This window comes from Vibrio sp. YIC-376 (genome assembly GCF_052353105.1).
GTDB lineage: Bacteria > Pseudomonadota > Gammaproteobacteria > Enterobacterales > Vibrionaceae > Vibrio.
The window spans coordinates 15,812-31,127 of the sequence record NZ_JBBWFK010000004.1; the positions used below are offsets into that span (position 1 = coordinate 15,812).

Genomic DNA, 15,316 nt, shown 5'->3' on the forward strand with positions numbered 1-15,316 from the left:
ATAAAGAGCAAGTCGTCGCGTGTTAAATTGGATTCGTTCAGGTGCACCTTGGATCTGGCTGACGGGTGGAGCGGTGAGTATCAGTCTGCTCTCCGTTTTAGGCCTGTTGCTGCTGATTGGCTGGAAAGGGTTAACCTTTTTCTGGCCAGCTCCATTGTATCAATGGAATGTGACGGCATTGACTCCTGTACAGGGAGAAGTACTTCAGGAAAATAGCAAGTTGATAGGTCAGGTCTACGAGCGTAGTTTTGTACCGAAAAGTTATTTACCGGAAAGTGCAGTAGAGAAACTGGATGAAGATGAGGACTTTGCAACTCGATTAAGTATTAAAATCGCGAACCGTGAACTGTATCCGGCCGATTTTATCTCTGTATTGCAGATGCAGTTGGATGAGCCTACCACTCCCGAAGAACTGGCAGTCATCGAACGCAGCAGTGGTGGGTACTTTTTTGGCAAAATGCTCGCCTTCCAGGACGGGGATAAGCTTTACAACAGTGATATTCAGGTCATCTTAGATAAGAAGCTAGATGATGCCCAAACACTGCACCACGAAATCAATGTGCTGGTGGAGAACCAACTACAGGATCTTGGCTGGAAGTTAGAGCAGTTAAGATTGGATAAGCGTAAGCATGAGCTTAACAACACGATTACCGATGAATTTTTAGCGGATAATCAGAAGCGTAGGGAAGATATAGAGCAAGAGCTGGCTAAGGTGGACGTGCAGCTTGACGGTCTTCGCTTACAGTTGTCAGGTTATGCTTTGATTGTCGAAGACATGACTGGTTCTCAGGTGTCGATTCTGCTCGAAGACATTTTGGACTACTGGTATCCAAACCAAATGTCGCTACCAGGTAAAGTGGTACATTGGGGTAAGCAGGTCTGGAAGTTTTTGTCTGAAGATCCCCGCGAATCAAATTCGGAAGGCGGCGTTTTCCCTGCTATTTTTGGCACGGTATTCCTAGTAATCATCATGTCGATCATCGTGATGCCACTGGGTGTTGTTGCCGCGATTTATCTTCACGAATACGCTAAGAACAACGCATTAACCCGCTTGATCCGGATTGCAGTTATTAACTTAGCGGGTGTGCCGTCGATTGTGTACGGTGTTTTTGGTTTAGGCTTTTTTGTTTACACCATCGGTGCGTCGATCGACAACCTGTTTTATAGCGAGAAGCTACCCGCACCGACCTTTGGCACTCCAGGACTGTTATGGTCCGCATTGACCCTTGCCGTGTTGACGCTTCCGGTAGTGATAGTGACAACAGAAGAAGGTTTAACTCGTATTCCAAACTCAGTTCGTCACGGCTCGTTGGCGCTCGGAGCAACTCAATTTGAAACGCTGTGGCGTGTGGTTCTACCGATGGCGACTCCAGCCATTATCACTGGACTAATACTTGCGATAGCACGCGCAGCCGGGGAAGTAGCACCACTTATGCTGGTGGGAGTCGTCAAGCTGGCCTCAAGCTTACCTGTCGACGGACAATTCCCTTATGTGCACCTGGACAGAAAGTTCATGCACTTGGGATTTCATATTTATGATGTAGGGTTCCAGACTTCTAATATTGAAGCCGCACGCCCATTGGTGTACGCGACCTCGTTCCTGCTCATTACTGTGATTGTCGGGCTAAACTTAACAGCAATCAGTATCCGAAATAATTTACGCGAAAAATACAGAACCTTAGGACAAGATTAAGTATGTTTAATTTTGATAATACATTGGGTTATGTGCCGCCACTGGATGTACATAATCTGACGGATGAACAAACGGCAATCTCAATTGAGAACCTTAATCTTTTCTATGGACAAACTCAGGCGCTGCACGACATTTCGATGCGGATCCCGAAAGGTCGAGTAACGGCGTTTATCGGACCATCAGGGTGTGGTAAGTCGACTTTGCTACGCTGTATTAATCGTATGAATGATCTGGTAGAAGGTTGTAGGGTCACCGGTAAAGTATGTCTGCATGGCAAGAATGTCTACCATCCTAATGTCGATGTAGCGACGCTCAGACGTCGTGTAGGAATGGTATTTCAACGCCCAAACCCATTTCCAAAATCGATTTATGAAAATGTGGTTTATGGCTTGCGGTTACAAGGCATGAAAAATAGCCGGGCCTTAGATGATGCTGTTGAGCGTTCATTACGGGCGGCTGCATTATGGGATGAAGTGAAAGACCGCTTACATGAAAATGCATTTGGATTATCAGGTGGTCAGCAACAGCGTTTGGTCATCGCTCGTGCTGTGGCGATTGAACCAGAAGTGCTTTTGCTTGATGAACCCACATCTGCACTTGATCCAATCTCCACTTTGACTATTGAGGAGCTTATCAATGAGCTCAAAACTCAATATACTGTGGTTATCGTTACCCACAACATGCAGCAAGCCGCGCGTGTAAGTGATCACACAGCATTCATTCACATGGGTAAGCTGATTGAATATTCGGATGCAGACTCGATCTTTACATCGCCAATGAAGACGCAAACGGAAGATTACATCACAGGGCGTTACGGCTAATACCGGACACCTAAGGATTAAACAGAAGGAACATCATGCACTTTGGACGCCACATCTCGGGACAATTTAACGTAGAGCTAGAATCGATTCGTACTCATGTTTTGACCATGGGGGGATTGGTAGAGCAGCAACTTTCGTATGCTATTCAAGCCTTACACAAAGAAGATGTCGAGCTTGCGCGTAAGGTTGTGCGTGATGATCACAAAGTGAATGCGATGGAAGTGTCGATTGATGATGCATGTACTCGTATTATTGCTAAACGTCAGCCGACGGCGAAAGATCTGCGTTTGATAATGGCGATAATTAAGACAATCACGGATTTAGAACGTATTGGCGATGTAGCAACGCGTATCGCTTATGTTGCTATCGAAAGCCCATCATCAAAAGAGCGTCAGTTTCAGGTTTCCTTAGAACCTTTGTGCCGTCAGGCTATTCAGATGCTGCATCAGGTACTTGATGCTTTTGCGCGCATGGATATTGAAGCCGCAGCCGCAGTTCATAAGCAGGACGATAAGCTCGATGCAGAGTACGAAGCGGTGATTCGTCAGTTAATGACCTACATGATGGAAGACCCGAAAAATATTCCTCATATTTTACAAGTAATGTGGTCCGCACGTGCTATCGAGCGAGTAGGCGACCGCTGCCAAAACATCTGTGAATACATCATATACTTCGTAAAGGGTAAGGACGTCCGTCATCTGGGCGACCAGAGCATCGATGATGTGCTGAAGTAAAGAAACTCAATGAAAACCAAAAAGACCAGCACAAAGCTGATCTTTTTGGTTTAGGGAGAAGGTCACTAATACTTATCCGGCACAAAAGTCTGATCGTTGATAGGTGCTCTGACATAACCTTCTTTGTGCAGGTCCGGTAACTCGATCGGCGGATACTCAAGTGCTTTATAATCAATCTGGCTTAAGAGATGGCTGATGCAGTTTAGGCGAGCTTTCTTCTTGGAATCGGATGGCACAACCCACCAAGGGCAGTTTTTGGTGTCGGTATAAGCGAACATTTTATCTTTCGCTTCCGAGTATTCAGCCCAGCGATGACGGGATTCCAAATCCATCGGACTGAACTTCCAGCGTTTGATTGGCGTATTGATGCGTCCTAAAAAGCGCTTCTCCTGCTCTTCATCGGAGACAGAAAACCAATATTTAATCAAGATGATGCCAGAGCGCTGCAGCATACGTTCAAATTCAGGGCAAGAACGAAGAAACTCCTCGTATTCATCGGCTGAACAGAAATTCATCACCTTCTCTACCCCAGCCCGGTTATACCAGCTTCGGTCAAATAAGACGATTTCACCGGCGGACGGCAAATGCGCAACATACCGTTGAAAATACCATTGTGTCTTCTCTTTCTCAGTTGGTGCTGGTAGAGCGACGACGCGGCATACACGTGGGTTAAGCTTTTCTGTAATGCGCTTAATGACCCCCCCTTTTCCAGCCGCATCACGGCCTTCGAATAAAACGACCACTTTTAAACCTTTGTGTTTTACCCACTCTTGCAGCTTAACCAATTCCACTTGTAGCTTTTTTAGCTCTATTTCATATCCCTTGTTCTTCAGCTTCGACATACTTAATTCCTCATTCCCTGATAATCAATATGTTAGCACTCAACCATTCGGAATTTCGATTTTTCTATCTGAGAGCCGCGATCAAGTTGGAAATGGCTTGTGAACTAGTGACAGGAATCGAAAAGTCCTCGACATCTTTGGCACCCATTTTGTTCTCTTTGGCGACAAAACTCATGTGGCTTCGGCGAGTGCTTTTACCTGAAAGATGCACTTCTTGTACATGAGTTTGCTCCACCAGTGTGCGTACGTTATCTGAATTAACGCCCGCGCCAGCCATGATGCTAATGCGTCCATTGGCTTGTTCTACCAAAGATTTTATAACATCAATGCCCTGTGAGGCTGTTGGAGCAAGACCTGAGGTCAGAATTCGTTCACAACCTAAGCTTATGACATCTTCTAAGGCTTGATCGGCATTACGGCATTGATCAAACGCTCGGTGGAAAGTTACCCCTAATTCAAGCGCCTGAGCAAATTCACACAACGCTGTAGCAAAGGGTATATGAATATCGCCTTCATGGGTTAATACGCCCAGAACCACCCCATTTAACCCTGCTTGGTGTGCTGCTTCGATGTCCTGACGCATTATTTCAATTTCCTCTTCGTTATAGAGAAAATCGCCCTGACGTGGACGAATCATTGCATACACAGGAATCGTGGAAAGTTTGGCCGCTTGTTGCATAAAACCGTAGCTCGGAGTCAGACCACCTAAGGCAAGCGATGAGCAAAGTTCAATACGAGTTGCACCACCAGAAATGGCATTGTGGAGAGATTCGATATTATCGATGCAGACTTCTAACTGAGTGACCACGTTATTGTTCCCAATAATTATTTATTGCTAAATATTATCAGGCGTAAGCGGGAGAATCTTTGTGGAAGGTACGGAAAATAGAGGTAAATTTACTGCGCCGTTGTTACCCTGTTTATTGTCTTTCAGCCAGGAAAAAGAAAGCCCAGAGTGTGTACTCTGGGCTTTGATTTGACTTTACTTAGACTGATTGGCGTTTGCGGATTTTCCGCTATAGCTTTTGCTTTATATACATCCAACCATATCACCCATTGAGCTTGGGTGAGGGTCTATGATTACGCTAGGTCACCAGCGTACTCAGATAGGAACGCTGCAACACCTTGTGGAGATGCGTCCATACCTGCTTTACCTTCTTCCCACTGTGCAGGACATACTTCGCCGTGCTTTTGGTGGAAGTTAAGAGCGTCAACCATACGTAGCATTTCGTCGATGTTACGGCCTAGTGGTAGGTCGTTAACTACTTGGTGACGTACAACGCCTTCTTCGTCGATTAGGAAAGAACCACGGAAAGCAACGCCTGCTTCTGGGTGCTCAACGTCGTAAGCTTTACAGATTTCGTGCTTAACGTCAGCAACTAGAGGGTACTTAACTTGACCGATACCGCCGTTTTCAATAGCAGTGTTACGCCATGCGTTGTGAGAGAACTGAGAATCGATAGAAACGCCGATTACTTCAACGCCTTTAGCTTGGAAATCAGCTAGACGGTTGTCGAATGCGATTAGCTCAGATGGGCAAACGAAAGTGAAATCTAGTGGGTAGAAGAACACAACGGCTTTCTTACCTTTAGTGAATTCTGCAAAGTTGAAGCTATCAACGATTTCACCGTTACCTAGAACAGCTGCAGCAGTAAAATCAGGGGCTTGACGACCTACTAGTACCATTTTTTGCTCCTAAGAAATTATGGTTAGTTCCAAGGCGAAGACAGTAATGTTGCCTTGGTCCGTATTAATTCGAGACAAACTATAGTACAGATTGTAGTATTGAAAAAAGCGAATTAAATAGATTGAGTTAATCGAAAAAAACGATAATAAAAAAACTATTACCTCGATCACTTGAGTAGTGGTAGATATTAATACAATTATGAATAAGTGGCCTAGTTTAAAGCAGTTACACTATCTGGTTACGCTACATGAAACACGACATTTCAGCGATGCTGCATTGCGATGTTTTGTTAGCCAGTCAACCTTGAGTAAAGGGATTCAAAACCTCGAAGATTTGATTGGCTGTCCTTTATACGAAAAGAAAGATAAAAAAAGCCCGTTAGTTTTCACCCAGACCGGTGAAATTGTTGTAAAGCGTGGTCGCGAATTACTGGCGAAAGGGCAAGATTTAATCGAGCTTGGCCGAATGTGCCAGGGAGATGACATGCAGGGGCAACTAAAAGTAGGCTGTATTCCAACCATTGCCCCTTTCTTGTTATGTGATTTAGTTCAGGAAGTAAATTCTCGTTTTCCGCAACTCAACCTGCTACTAAGAGAAGATACGACAAATAACTTGTTACAGGCATTAAGGCACGGCGAACTGGACGTGCTGATCCTGGCCTTACCGATAGAAATAGAAGGGATGGAAAGTCGCGTGGTGGGCAAAGACCCATTTCGTATGGTGATCAGTGCAAATCAAGCGGATACTGTCCCAGTGCCGATTCGTTATGCTGATCTGCCGGATGAATCCGTGTTTCTTCTAGAGAAAGAACACTGTTTGACAGAACATGCGGTATCGGCTTGTAAGTTAACAGATAAAGAAAAGATCAATCCATTTACGGCAACGAGCTTGCACACTTTGGTGCAAATGGTCGCTAATGGGTTAGGTACGACCTTTATCCCGCAAATGGCGATTGATCACGGGCTGCTTCAAAACCAAAACCTGGTCGTGATTGATCCTCCAGGTCAACAAGCTTACCGTGAAATAGGTCTGGTTTGGCGTCCAAGTTCATCGCGTACCAATACCTTTAATCAACTTGCAGATGTCGTTTCTGAACTGCTTTAGCTATTAGTATTAGCTCACTTCATACCGATATTCTTCCAAAAGCGCACTGGAAACAGTGTGCTTTTTAGCATTTTATTCTGTTGGTGAACTTTAACTTGTAAAATTTTACAGCTTTTCTTTGATGAAGATTTCATAAAATAGTGAAATTTCACAATGTTAATTTTACACATCTCATTCTGTGTAGTGTTTAAGCTTTGTTTGAATCCATCCGTCCCGCCCTTGTGAATACAAGGATTCCCCGCCTTGTAATCTATTCATACGCCTGTTTTAAATGATTATTATGTCAAAAAATGTGTGTAATTTAATTACGTAATAACTTACAAAAATGTATCAAAAAATAGCCGTTTGTTTGGTGCCGAATAAAACTTCGAATTTCAGCTTTTGTTTATCTTGGGGGTTCCTCTAAACCCTTTGTTGATATAGCTTATTTAAAGGCCGATAAGACTTATGTCTAGATTGAAAAAGCACACTGACTGAAGCAATCTACACATACGGCCTGCAGAAATGAACACAAAATTTAAGGATGTAATTTGTTGTTCATAACTTACAAATGTAGCTTTTCGCTGACTGCCCAAGATTGATAAAGCACGTTAAGGATGAATGATTATGCTTGCTCAGACAGAACAAAAAACACAACCAACGAAGCAGACCCAAGACATGCTTGAGGTTACTGGCGCACTTGCTCCGGAACATCAGGCAATTTTCCCTGTTGAAGCCCAAACCTTCTTATCCCTGCTTTGTGAAAAATATGCCGGACGTGTAGAACAACTGCTGCAAGCTCGAGAAGAAAAACAAGCGCGCATCGATGCTGGTGAATTGCCAGACTTTCTGCCAGAGACACAAGACATCCGAGAAGGGAGCTGGAAGATCTTGGGGATTCCACAAGATCTGCAAGATCGCCGGGTAGAAATCACCGGTCCGACGGATCGCAAAATGGTGATCAACGCTCTGAATGCGAATGTAAAAGTGTTCATGGCAGACTTCGAAGATTCGATGTCTCCTGCGTGGAGCAAAGTACTTGATGGTCAGGTAAACCTGCGCGATGCCGTTAACGGTACTATCAGCTACACCAATCCAGGCAACGGTAAGCATTATCAGCTGGAAGGCGATCCAGCGGTGTTGATCTGCCGTGTACGCGGCCTCCACTTAAAAGAAAAACACGTTACGTGGCACGGTCAGATCATTCCAGGCGCATTATTTGATTTCGCTTTGTACTTCTACAACAACTACAAAGCACTATTACAAAAAGGTAGCGGTCCGTATTTCTACATTCCAAAGTTGCAGTCTCACCACGAAGCGAAGTGGTGGAGTGAAGTGTTCCATTTCACAGAAGAATATTTCGGTCTGGAAACTGGCACGATTAAAGCGACAGTTTTGATTGAAACGCTGCCAGCAGTATTCGAGATGGATGAAATTTTGTTCTCTCTGAAAGAGCACATTGTAGGTCTGAATTGCGGTCGCTGGGACTACATCTTCAGCTACATCAAAACGCTTAAGAATTACCCAGGTCGTGTTTTACCAGACCGTCAGGTGGTCACTATGGATAAGCCATTCCTGAATGCTTACTCACGACTTCTGGTACGCACTTGCCATAAACGTGGCGCATTTGCGATGGGTGGTATGGCTGCCTTCATTCCAGCGAAAGACCAACAAGAAAACCAGAAGGTTCTGGACAAGATTCATAATGATAAGTCTCTGGAAGCAAACAACGGTCATGATGGTACTTGGGTTGCGCACCCTGGTCTTGCTGATACTGCAATGGAAGTGTTCAGTACCATCCTCGGTGAGCGCTCGAACCAACTGGATGTTAGCCGCTCTGAAGATGCGCCAATCACTGCTGCTGAATTATTAGAGCCGTGTGAGGGTGAACGCACAGAAGAGGGCATGCGCCACAATATCCGTGTTGCTTTGCAATACATCGAAGCATGGATCTCTGGCAATGGCTGTGTGCCAATCTACGGCCTGATGGAAGATGCGGCTACTGCAGAGATTTCTCGCGCTTCTATCTGGCAATGGATTCAGCATGGTAAATCGCTGGACAACGGCCAAAAAGTGACAAAAGAACTGTTTGAGTCCTACTTACAAGAAGAAGTGGAAGTAGTGAAACAAGAAATCGGAGAAGAGCGTTACCAAGCGGGTCGCTTTGTAGAAGCTGCGCAACTGATGGCGAAGCTGACAACCAGTGACGAGCTGACGAACTTCCTAACCATTCCTGGTTATGACTATCTGGATTAAGAATACCAATACTTAAAAAAACAAACACAAAACCAATAACGTGAAGGACTTTGAAGGCAGATAAGGATGTACTGCCTGAGAACGGGAACTCAACGCACAGACCAAAAGTGCAAATTATAAAGAGGGATAGACCAATGACATTAACTCGCCGCCAACAAATTGAAGCTCTAGAAAAAGACTGGGCAACAAATCCACGCTGGAAAAACGTGAAACGTACATACACTGCAGAAGAGGTTGTTGAGCTTCGTGGTTCTATGGTGCCTGCAAACACAATTGCACAACGTGGTGCAGACAAATTGTGGTCACTGGTCAACGGTAGCTCGAAAAAGGGTTATGTAAACTGTCTGGGAGCGCTAACTGGCGGTCAGGCTGTTCAACAAGCAAAAGCAGGCATTGAAGCGATTTACCTATCAGGCTGGCAAGTAGCAGCGGACAACAACACCGCTTCAACAATGTACCCAGACCAATCGCTATACCCAGTAGACTCAGTACCTTCTGTTGTTAAGCGCATCAATAACTCTTTCCGTCGCGCTGACCAAATTCAGTGGGCGAGCGGCAAGTCTCCAGAAGATGAAGGTGGTATTGATTACTTCCTGCCAATCGTAGCGGATGCGGAAGCAGGCTTTGGTGGCGTGCTTAATGCTTACGAGCTGATGAAATCTATGATTGAAGCGGGTGCTGCAGGCGTTCACTTTGAAGACCAGCTAGCATCAGTTAAGAAGTGTGGTCACATGGGCGGAAAAGTACTGGTTCCGACTCAAGAAGCAGTTCAAAAACTGGTTGCAGCTCGTCTGGCAGCAGACGTAGCGGGTACAACAACGCTGGTTATTGCTCGTACTGATGCAAATGCGGCAGACCTGCTAACTTCAGATTGTGACCCATACGATCAAGACTTTATCGAAGGCGAGCGTACTCAAGAAGGTTTCTACCGAGTGCGTGCTGGTATCGACCAAGCAATCTCTCGTGGTCTGGCTTATGCGCCATATGCAGATTTGATCTGGTGTGAAACGGCAAAACCTTGTCTGGAAGAAGCGCGTAAGTTCGCTGAAGCTATTCATGCTGAGTACCCAGATCAACTACTTGCATACAACTGTTCTCCATCATTCAACTGGGAGAAAAACCTGGATGCAGAAACCATTGCTAAGTTCCAGCAAGAGCTTTCGGACATGGGCTACAAGTACCAGTTCATTACTCTAGCGGGTATCCACAACATGTGGTTCAACATGTTTGAACTGGCACATGCTTATGCTCAAGGTGAAGGTATGCGTCATTACGTTGAGAAAGTTCAGCGCCCAGAATTCCAAGCTGCTGAGAAGGGCTACACCTTTGTTGCTCACCAACAAGAAGTAGGTACTGGTTACTTCGACAGAATGACCAACACGATTCAGGGTGGTAACTCATCGGTTACGGCACTGACAGGTTCGACTGAAGAAGACCAATTTTAAAATTTTAATTAGTTAGCAAAATTTCCCACAAAGACGCCAGTAGTGGCATATTGAGCGGCAAAATTGCCGCTCTTTTTTATTCTGTAGAAATTAATTTTACTTTAACTTAACGCGATTTTTAGAGTGCTTCTTCGTCTGGCTCGATCTCTTCTGGCTCGACTTCTTCTTGTAACTCGAGCAAGTTAATCGCGATAGTTACAAAGTCGCTGTCTGTGATAATTCCGACCAGGTGCCCCTTATTGACCACAGGTAAACAGCCGACTTTATGCTTTTGCATATAGATGGCACTTTCTTTTAATCCTGCTCGCGGCTCCGCTGTCATGATGTTGGTGTGCATCATTTTGTCTAGACGCGTATCGAGAGTGAAAGATTGTTCAGCCTCATCAGGATGCAAGCTAGATTCTTGCGCGGCAAGGATATCGCGTTGAGTCACCAAGCCTTGTAAATGTCTATCGGCATCAACTACCGGAATGTGGCGAATATCAAGCGCTTCCATCATATTTTTTGCATCACGCAGGGTATGCGATCGAGAAAGGGTATGAGGGTTGCGAGTCATCATGTCTTCAACCTTGATCATAGAGACCTCCAATGACGTTTTCCTTTACTTAAATATAGAAAATATTTACCGGCATATCTGAGACCCACCCCGTTTTTTATCAATAAAATATCTTGCTGGCACTCTCTCCATTTTTACTGTTCAGTGAGTAATTTATCTATGATTTTATCACTTAGAAATAGCCACTTTCTATGCGAGTGAGTTAGCATTTTTAAGCTGATATTGAATGACGTCAAAATGTAATCCAATGAGTTGAATCGCACATTTTTGTTTACCTAATTTTCCCTATTCGGTCAGTCGAAGAAGATAAGCACAGGCTTAATAATTTGAAGACGACTATGTATAAAAAACTATTTGCGATTGTGGCAACGGCGTTAAGTGTGCAATCAGCGCAAGCGATTGTTCTAGGAAAAGAAGAAACCAATCCGGTGGATCGTGTGTCAATTCGTGCCAGTAACATGGCCGAGTTTCCGATTTGCGGTGGCACCATGATTACTGAACAGTGGGTGATGACAGCGGCACACTGTGTGGTGATGGGGGAGGGAACAAACGAAGCGAGCTACTATGTCACTCAACCGGGGGAGCTTGCCGTCACTGCGAGAGTGCACGATCTCAACAACACGAGCATCGATAACTACTATTCTGTCTCTCACGTCGTGGTGCATCCCAAGTATACCCGGATCGCTAAAGCGGAGTCAGAGGGCGATGGTAAGGTCAAATCGGTTCAGATTGCGCTGGATAACGATATTGCACTGTTGTATCTCACTCGTCCGGTTAGTAATGTGAACCTTGCTCAATTGGCTACAAAAGAAGACATGTTTGGTATTGAAGAGCGGCTTGCTGCGGACTGGAATGATAACTATCAGACCAATCAGCGAGCAGCCAATGTTCAAGTCTTTGGCTGGGGGGCAACAACGCCAATGGCAGATGAGTCTTCACCAACGTTAAAAACGACGTCGATTGCTTTTTTGCCGATGGATAAATGTTATGAACGTCTGGAAATCGGCAGCAGTTTTCCGGGGGTGATAGGCTCTCGCGAAAATGTCACAAAAGTGTGTACTTTGCCAACCTTTAATCGTGTTCTTGAAGAGACCAGTAGCACCCAGTATGGCAACTCTGCCTGTAAAGGTGATAGTGGTGGTCCTCTACTTGATATCGCGACCAGAAAGCAAATTGGTATTGTTAGTGGCGGACCTTTGATTTTGCCGACGTGTGGTTCTCTCACTATTCCAAGTTTCTATACCAAAGTCAGTCAATATTATGATTGGGTGCAGTCTTACATTACGGCTGATGCTCCTCCAAGCCGTTATATCATCGCACCTGAATTCATTACAGATAGAGAAGACGGTAATAAAGATGACTGTAACGATGGTATTGCGACCAATAACTGCAACTTCAGAGACACAAGTGATGGCGGCGGCAGTCTCAATCTGGGCTTTTTGTCCCTGCTGGGGTTATTAGCATGGCGCAGGCGACAAGCTACCTAAGCTTGTGAAGCACGATTGAATAGCAAGGCAGCGAAGTTCGCTGCTTTTTTATTGCCTGCAAACCTTCAAATTTCACTGTTTATTACACTTTTTATGGCAGCTTTTATAGCGATATTCTGGGGATTCGCTTGCTATTGCAGCTTATGAAAACCAAGTCATTATCGCTGAACCTAGCATCTCGAAGTTATTTGGGTATACTAGTCCGCTGCGAAAAACTCGTCGCAATTTTATCGCCCTCGTTGGCGTGCTTTGAACCATTTAAAAGACAAGTAACATGCAAGTATCAGATTTCCATTTCGACCTTCCAGATGAACTTATCGCTCGCTACCCTCAGCCGGAGCGTACAGCCAGCCGATTACTGCAAATGGACGGCAATACTGGTGATATTGTGGATGGCACGTTTACCGATGTGCTGGGCCAAGTTCAACCGGGTGACCTAGTGGTTTTCAATAATACCCGTGTTATTCCTGCACGTATGTTTGGCCGCAAAGAATCGGGCGGCAAGCTTGAGGTGCTGGTAGAGCGTATGTTGGATGATAAGAGCATCTTGGCTCATGTCCGTTGCTCAAAATCACCAAAACCGGGTACAACCATTATTGTTGGCGAGAATGATGAATATTCAGCAGAAATGGTGGCTCGTCACGATGCACTATTTGAGCTGAAGTTTAACTCTGATAAGACGGTACTAGAAATTCTGGAAGAAATTGGCCATATGCCACTTCCTCCATATATTGACCGCCCAGATGAAGACGCAGACAAAGAGCGTTACCAAACGGTTTACAACCAAAAGCCAGGTGCGGTAGCAGCGCCAACAGCAGGGCTACACTTTGATGATGTGTTGTTGGACAAGATCAAAGCAAAAGATGCTGAATTTGCTTATGTTACTTTGCATGTTGGTGCCGGAACGTTCCAACCAGTTAAAGTCGACAACATTAACGATCACCACATGCATGCTGAGTATGTAGAAGTACCGCAAGAAGTGGTTGATGCTATCAATGCAACTAAAGCTCGTGGTGGCCGCATCATTGCAGTGGGCACGACTTCAGTTCGCTCGCTAGAAAGCGCAGCACAAGATGCACTGAAGAAGGGGACGGAGTTGGTTCCGTTCTTCGGCGATACCGAAATTTTCATCTACCCTGGTTACGAATACCAGCTGGTGGATTGCTTGATTACGAACTTCCACTTACCAGAATCAACATTGATCATGTTAGTGAGTGCGTTTGCTGGTTACGAGAATACAATGAATGCCTATAAGCATGCGGTAGAAAATAATTACCGCTTTTTCTCGTACGGTGACTCAATGTTCATCAAGAAGAAAACTGCGTAGTTTTTAATAGAGACTCCAGATTTGTACGCCCTTAAGTGATCAAAAAGCGTATTAGGGAGTCTCTTACAATGAAGAATATAAGGCAATTTACGAGTGCTAGCAGTAGGCTAGGAAATAAAGCAGAACCTCTGTTTTGTCTCTCGCAAGGAAAGGCGACCGCTCCTTAATGGGGAAAATCCCGAAAATATAGTCAGACTGTTTCTCTGACATCCGGAGGCATCGTGAAATTAAAATTCGATCTTAAGAAGAAAAACGGCAATGCTCGTCGTGGTCAATTGACTTTCGAACGTGGCACTGTGCAAACGCCAGCGTTTATGCCAGTAGGTACGTACGGTACCGTTAAAGGTATGACGCCTGAAGAAGTTAAAGGTACGGGCGCAGAAATCCTGCTAGGTAACACATTCCACCTATGGTTACGTCCTGGTCAAGAAGTGATGAAAATGCACGGTGACCTGCACGACTTTATGAACTGGCATGGTCCTATTCTTACCGATTCAGGCGGTTTCCAGGTATTTAGCCTGGGTAAAATGCGTACTATCACTGAAGAAGGTGTGCATTTCCGCAACCCAGTAAACGGCGACAAGATTTTCATGGACGCAGAAAAGTCGATGGAAATTCAAAAAGACCTGGGTTCTGACATTGTCATGATCTTCGACGAGTGTACGCCATACCCTGCGACGCACGATGAAGCGAAAAAGTCGATGGAAATGTCATTACGTTGGGCACAACGTTCACGCGATCACTTCAATAAGCTTGAAAACCAGAATAATCTATTTGGTATCGTTCAGGGTGGCGTTTACGAAGATCTGCGTGATGTGTCAGTAAAAGGCCTGACAGAAATCGGTTTTGACGGCTATGCAGTTGGTGGTCTTGCGGTAGGTGAACCTAAAGAAGATATGCACCGCATCCTTGAGCATACGTGTCCACAACTTCCAGAAGACAAGCCTCGTTACCTGATGGGCGTAGGTAAGCCGGAAGATTTGGTTGAAGGTGTTCGTCGCGGTATCGATATGTTTGACTGCGTAATGCCAACACGTAACGCGCGTAACGGCCACCTATTTGTGACTGGTGGTGTGATCAAGATCCGTAATGCGAAACATAAAACGGATACAACACCGCTAGATCCGCATTGTGACTGTTACACTTGTCAAAACTACACTAAGTCGTACCTTCACCATCTAGAGCGTTGTAATGAAATTCTGGGTGCACGTCTTAATACGATCCACAACCTGCGTTATTACCAGCGTTTGATGGAAAGTATTCGTAAGGCGATTGATGAAGATCGTTTCGATGAGTTTGTTGAAGAGTTTTACGCTCGTCGTGACCGCGAAGTGCCACCACTAAGCAAAGCTTAAAAAATTAAAGCCTTTGGCATGTCGCCAGAG

General features: G+C 45.0%; 13 protein-coding genes and 1 pseudogene. 10 read left to right on the forward strand and 4 right to left on the reverse strand.

Annotated elements, in window-relative coordinates:
- Positions 1 to 19: 19 nt before the first annotated feature.
- The 4 genes and pseudogenes from WJM94_RS09070 to phoU all read left to right on the forward strand — a co-directional run.
- A pseudogene (locus tag WJM94_RS09070) lies at positions 20 to 464 on the forward strand (phosphate ABC transporter permease PstA); the annotation flags it as partial.
- Between the two features lie 374 nt (positions 465 to 838).
- Positions 839 to 1,693 carry a phosphate ABC transporter permease PstA gene (gene pstA / locus WJM94_RS09075; RefSeq protein WP_444494227.1) on the forward strand — a complete coding sequence of 285 codons (855 nt, stop codon included), beginning with the start codon at positions 839 to 841 and terminating at the stop codon, positions 1,691 to 1,693.
- Between the two features lie 2 nt (positions 1,694 to 1,695).
- Complete coding sequence (gene pstB, locus WJM94_RS09080; RefSeq protein WP_444493933.1) at positions 1,696 to 2,514, forward strand: phosphate ABC transporter ATP-binding protein PstB; 819 nt, start codon at positions 1,696 to 1,698, stop codon at positions 2,512 to 2,514.
- Positions 2,515 to 2,549: 35 nt separating this feature from the next.
- A complete protein-coding gene (gene phoU / locus WJM94_RS09085) occupies positions 2,550 to 3,248 on the forward strand; it encodes a phosphate signaling complex protein PhoU (protein ID WP_444493934.1) in 699 nt (232 codons plus the stop codon).
- Positions 3,249 to 3,313: 65 nt separating this feature from the next.
- On the opposite strand, the gene ppk2 is transcribed toward phoU, so the two are convergent.
- From ppk2 to WJM94_RS09100, 3 genes are all read right to left on the reverse strand, one after another.
- Positions 3,314 to 4,090, reverse strand: coding sequence for a polyphosphate kinase 2 (gene ppk2 / locus WJM94_RS09090; RefSeq protein ID WP_444493935.1), 777 nt, complete (start codon positions 4,088 to 4,090; stop codon positions 3,314 to 3,316).
- A gap of 64 nt (positions 4,091 to 4,154) precedes the next feature.
- Positions 4,155 to 4,898, reverse strand: a complete 744-nt coding sequence (locus tag WJM94_RS09095) for a copper homeostasis protein CutC (RefSeq protein ID WP_444493936.1) — start codon at positions 4,896 to 4,898, stop codon at positions 4,155 to 4,157.
- Between the two features lie 272 nt (positions 4,899 to 5,170).
- Complete coding sequence (locus WJM94_RS09100; protein ID WP_444493937.1) at positions 5,171 to 5,776, reverse strand: peroxiredoxin; 606 nt, start codon at positions 5,774 to 5,776, stop codon at positions 5,171 to 5,173.
- Between the two features lie 199 nt (positions 5,777 to 5,975).
- Here WJM94_RS09100 and WJM94_RS09105 point away from each other — a divergent pair, with 199 nt between their 5' ends.
- The 3 genes from WJM94_RS09105 to aceA all read left to right on the forward strand — a co-directional run bounded on the left by WJM94_RS09105 (position 5,976) and on the right by aceA (position 10,561).
- Positions 5,976 to 6,881: a hydrogen peroxide-inducible genes activator gene (locus WJM94_RS09105; protein WP_444493938.1), complete on the forward strand. Its 906-nt coding sequence runs from the start codon at positions 5,976 to 5,978 to the stop codon at positions 6,879 to 6,881.
- A 606-nt stretch (positions 6,882 to 7,487) separates the two neighbouring features.
- Positions 7,488 to 9,116 carry a malate synthase A gene (gene aceB, locus WJM94_RS09110; protein ID WP_444493939.1) on the forward strand — a complete coding sequence of 543 codons (1,629 nt, stop codon included), beginning with the start codon at positions 7,488 to 7,490 and terminating at the stop codon, positions 9,114 to 9,116.
- 134 nt (positions 9,117 to 9,250) lie between these two features.
- Positions 9,251 to 10,561 (forward strand): isocitrate lyase, encoded by a 1,311-nt coding sequence (aceA, locus tag WJM94_RS09115; protein ID WP_444493940.1) that lies wholly within the window; start codon positions 9,251 to 9,253, stop codon positions 10,559 to 10,561.
- A gap of 118 nt (positions 10,562 to 10,679) precedes the next feature.
- Here the strand turns inward: aceA and WJM94_RS09120 are convergent, their stop codons facing one another.
- Entirely contained in the window at positions 10,680 to 11,138 is a 459-nt protein-coding gene (locus WJM94_RS09120) for a CBS domain-containing protein (protein WP_444493941.1), read from the reverse strand.
- Between the two features lie 317 nt (positions 11,139 to 11,455).
- On the opposite strand from WJM94_RS09120, the gene WJM94_RS09125 reads away from it, so the two are divergent.
- The 3 genes from WJM94_RS09125 to tgt all read left to right on the forward strand — a co-directional run bounded on the left by WJM94_RS09125 (position 11,456) and on the right by tgt (position 15,286).
- Positions 11,456 to 12,604: a S1 family peptidase gene (locus tag WJM94_RS09125; protein WP_444493942.1), complete on the forward strand. Its 1,149-nt coding sequence runs from the start codon at positions 11,456 to 11,458 to the stop codon at positions 12,602 to 12,604.
- A gap of 274 nt (positions 12,605 to 12,878) precedes the next feature.
- Positions 12,879 to 13,931 (forward strand): tRNA preQ1(34) S-adenosylmethionine ribosyltransferase-isomerase QueA, encoded by a 1,053-nt coding sequence (queA, locus tag WJM94_RS09130; protein ID WP_444493943.1) that lies wholly within the window; start codon positions 12,879 to 12,881, stop codon positions 13,929 to 13,931.
- A 221-nt stretch (positions 13,932 to 14,152) separates the two neighbouring features.
- Complete coding sequence (gene tgt, locus WJM94_RS09135; protein ID WP_444493944.1) at positions 14,153 to 15,286, forward strand: tRNA guanosine(34) transglycosylase Tgt; 1,134 nt, start codon at positions 14,153 to 14,155, stop codon at positions 15,284 to 15,286.
- Positions 15,287 to 15,316: the final 30 nt, after the last annotated feature.

Coding starts and splice junctions, on each gene's coding strand:
- pstB (WP_444493933.1), top strand. CDS start 1,696: ATGTTTAATTTTGATAATACATTGGGTTATGTGCCGCCACTGGATGTA.
- WJM94_RS09100 (WP_444493937.1), bottom strand. CDS start 5,776: ATGGTACTAGTAGGTCGTCAAGCCCCTGATTTTACTGCTGCAGCTGTT.
- pstA (WP_444494227.1), top strand. CDS start 839: ATGTCGCTACCAGGTAAAGTGGTACATTGGGGTAAGCAGGTCTGGAAG.
- aceA (WP_444493940.1), top strand. CDS start 9,251: ATGACATTAACTCGCCGCCAACAAATTGAAGCTCTAGAAAAAGACTGG.
- queA (WP_444493943.1), top strand. CDS start 12,879: ATGCAAGTATCAGATTTCCATTTCGACCTTCCAGATGAACTTATCGCT.
- ppk2 (WP_444493935.1), bottom strand. CDS start 4,090: ATGTCGAAGCTGAAGAACAAGGGATATGAAATAGAGCTAAAAAAGCTA.
- WJM94_RS09120 (WP_444493941.1), bottom strand. CDS start 11,138: ATGATCAAGGTTGAAGACATGATGACTCGCAACCCTCATACCCTTTCT.
- WJM94_RS09105 (WP_444493938.1), top strand. CDS start 5,976: ATGAATAAGTGGCCTAGTTTAAAGCAGTTACACTATCTGGTTACGCTA.
- phoU (WP_444493934.1), top strand. CDS start 2,550: ATGCACTTTGGACGCCACATCTCGGGACAATTTAACGTAGAGCTAGAA.
- WJM94_RS09125 (WP_444493942.1), top strand. CDS start 11,456: ATGTATAAAAAACTATTTGCGATTGTGGCAACGGCGTTAAGTGTGCAA.
- aceB (WP_444493939.1), top strand. CDS start 7,488: ATGCTTGCTCAGACAGAACAAAAAACACAACCAACGAAGCAGACCCAA.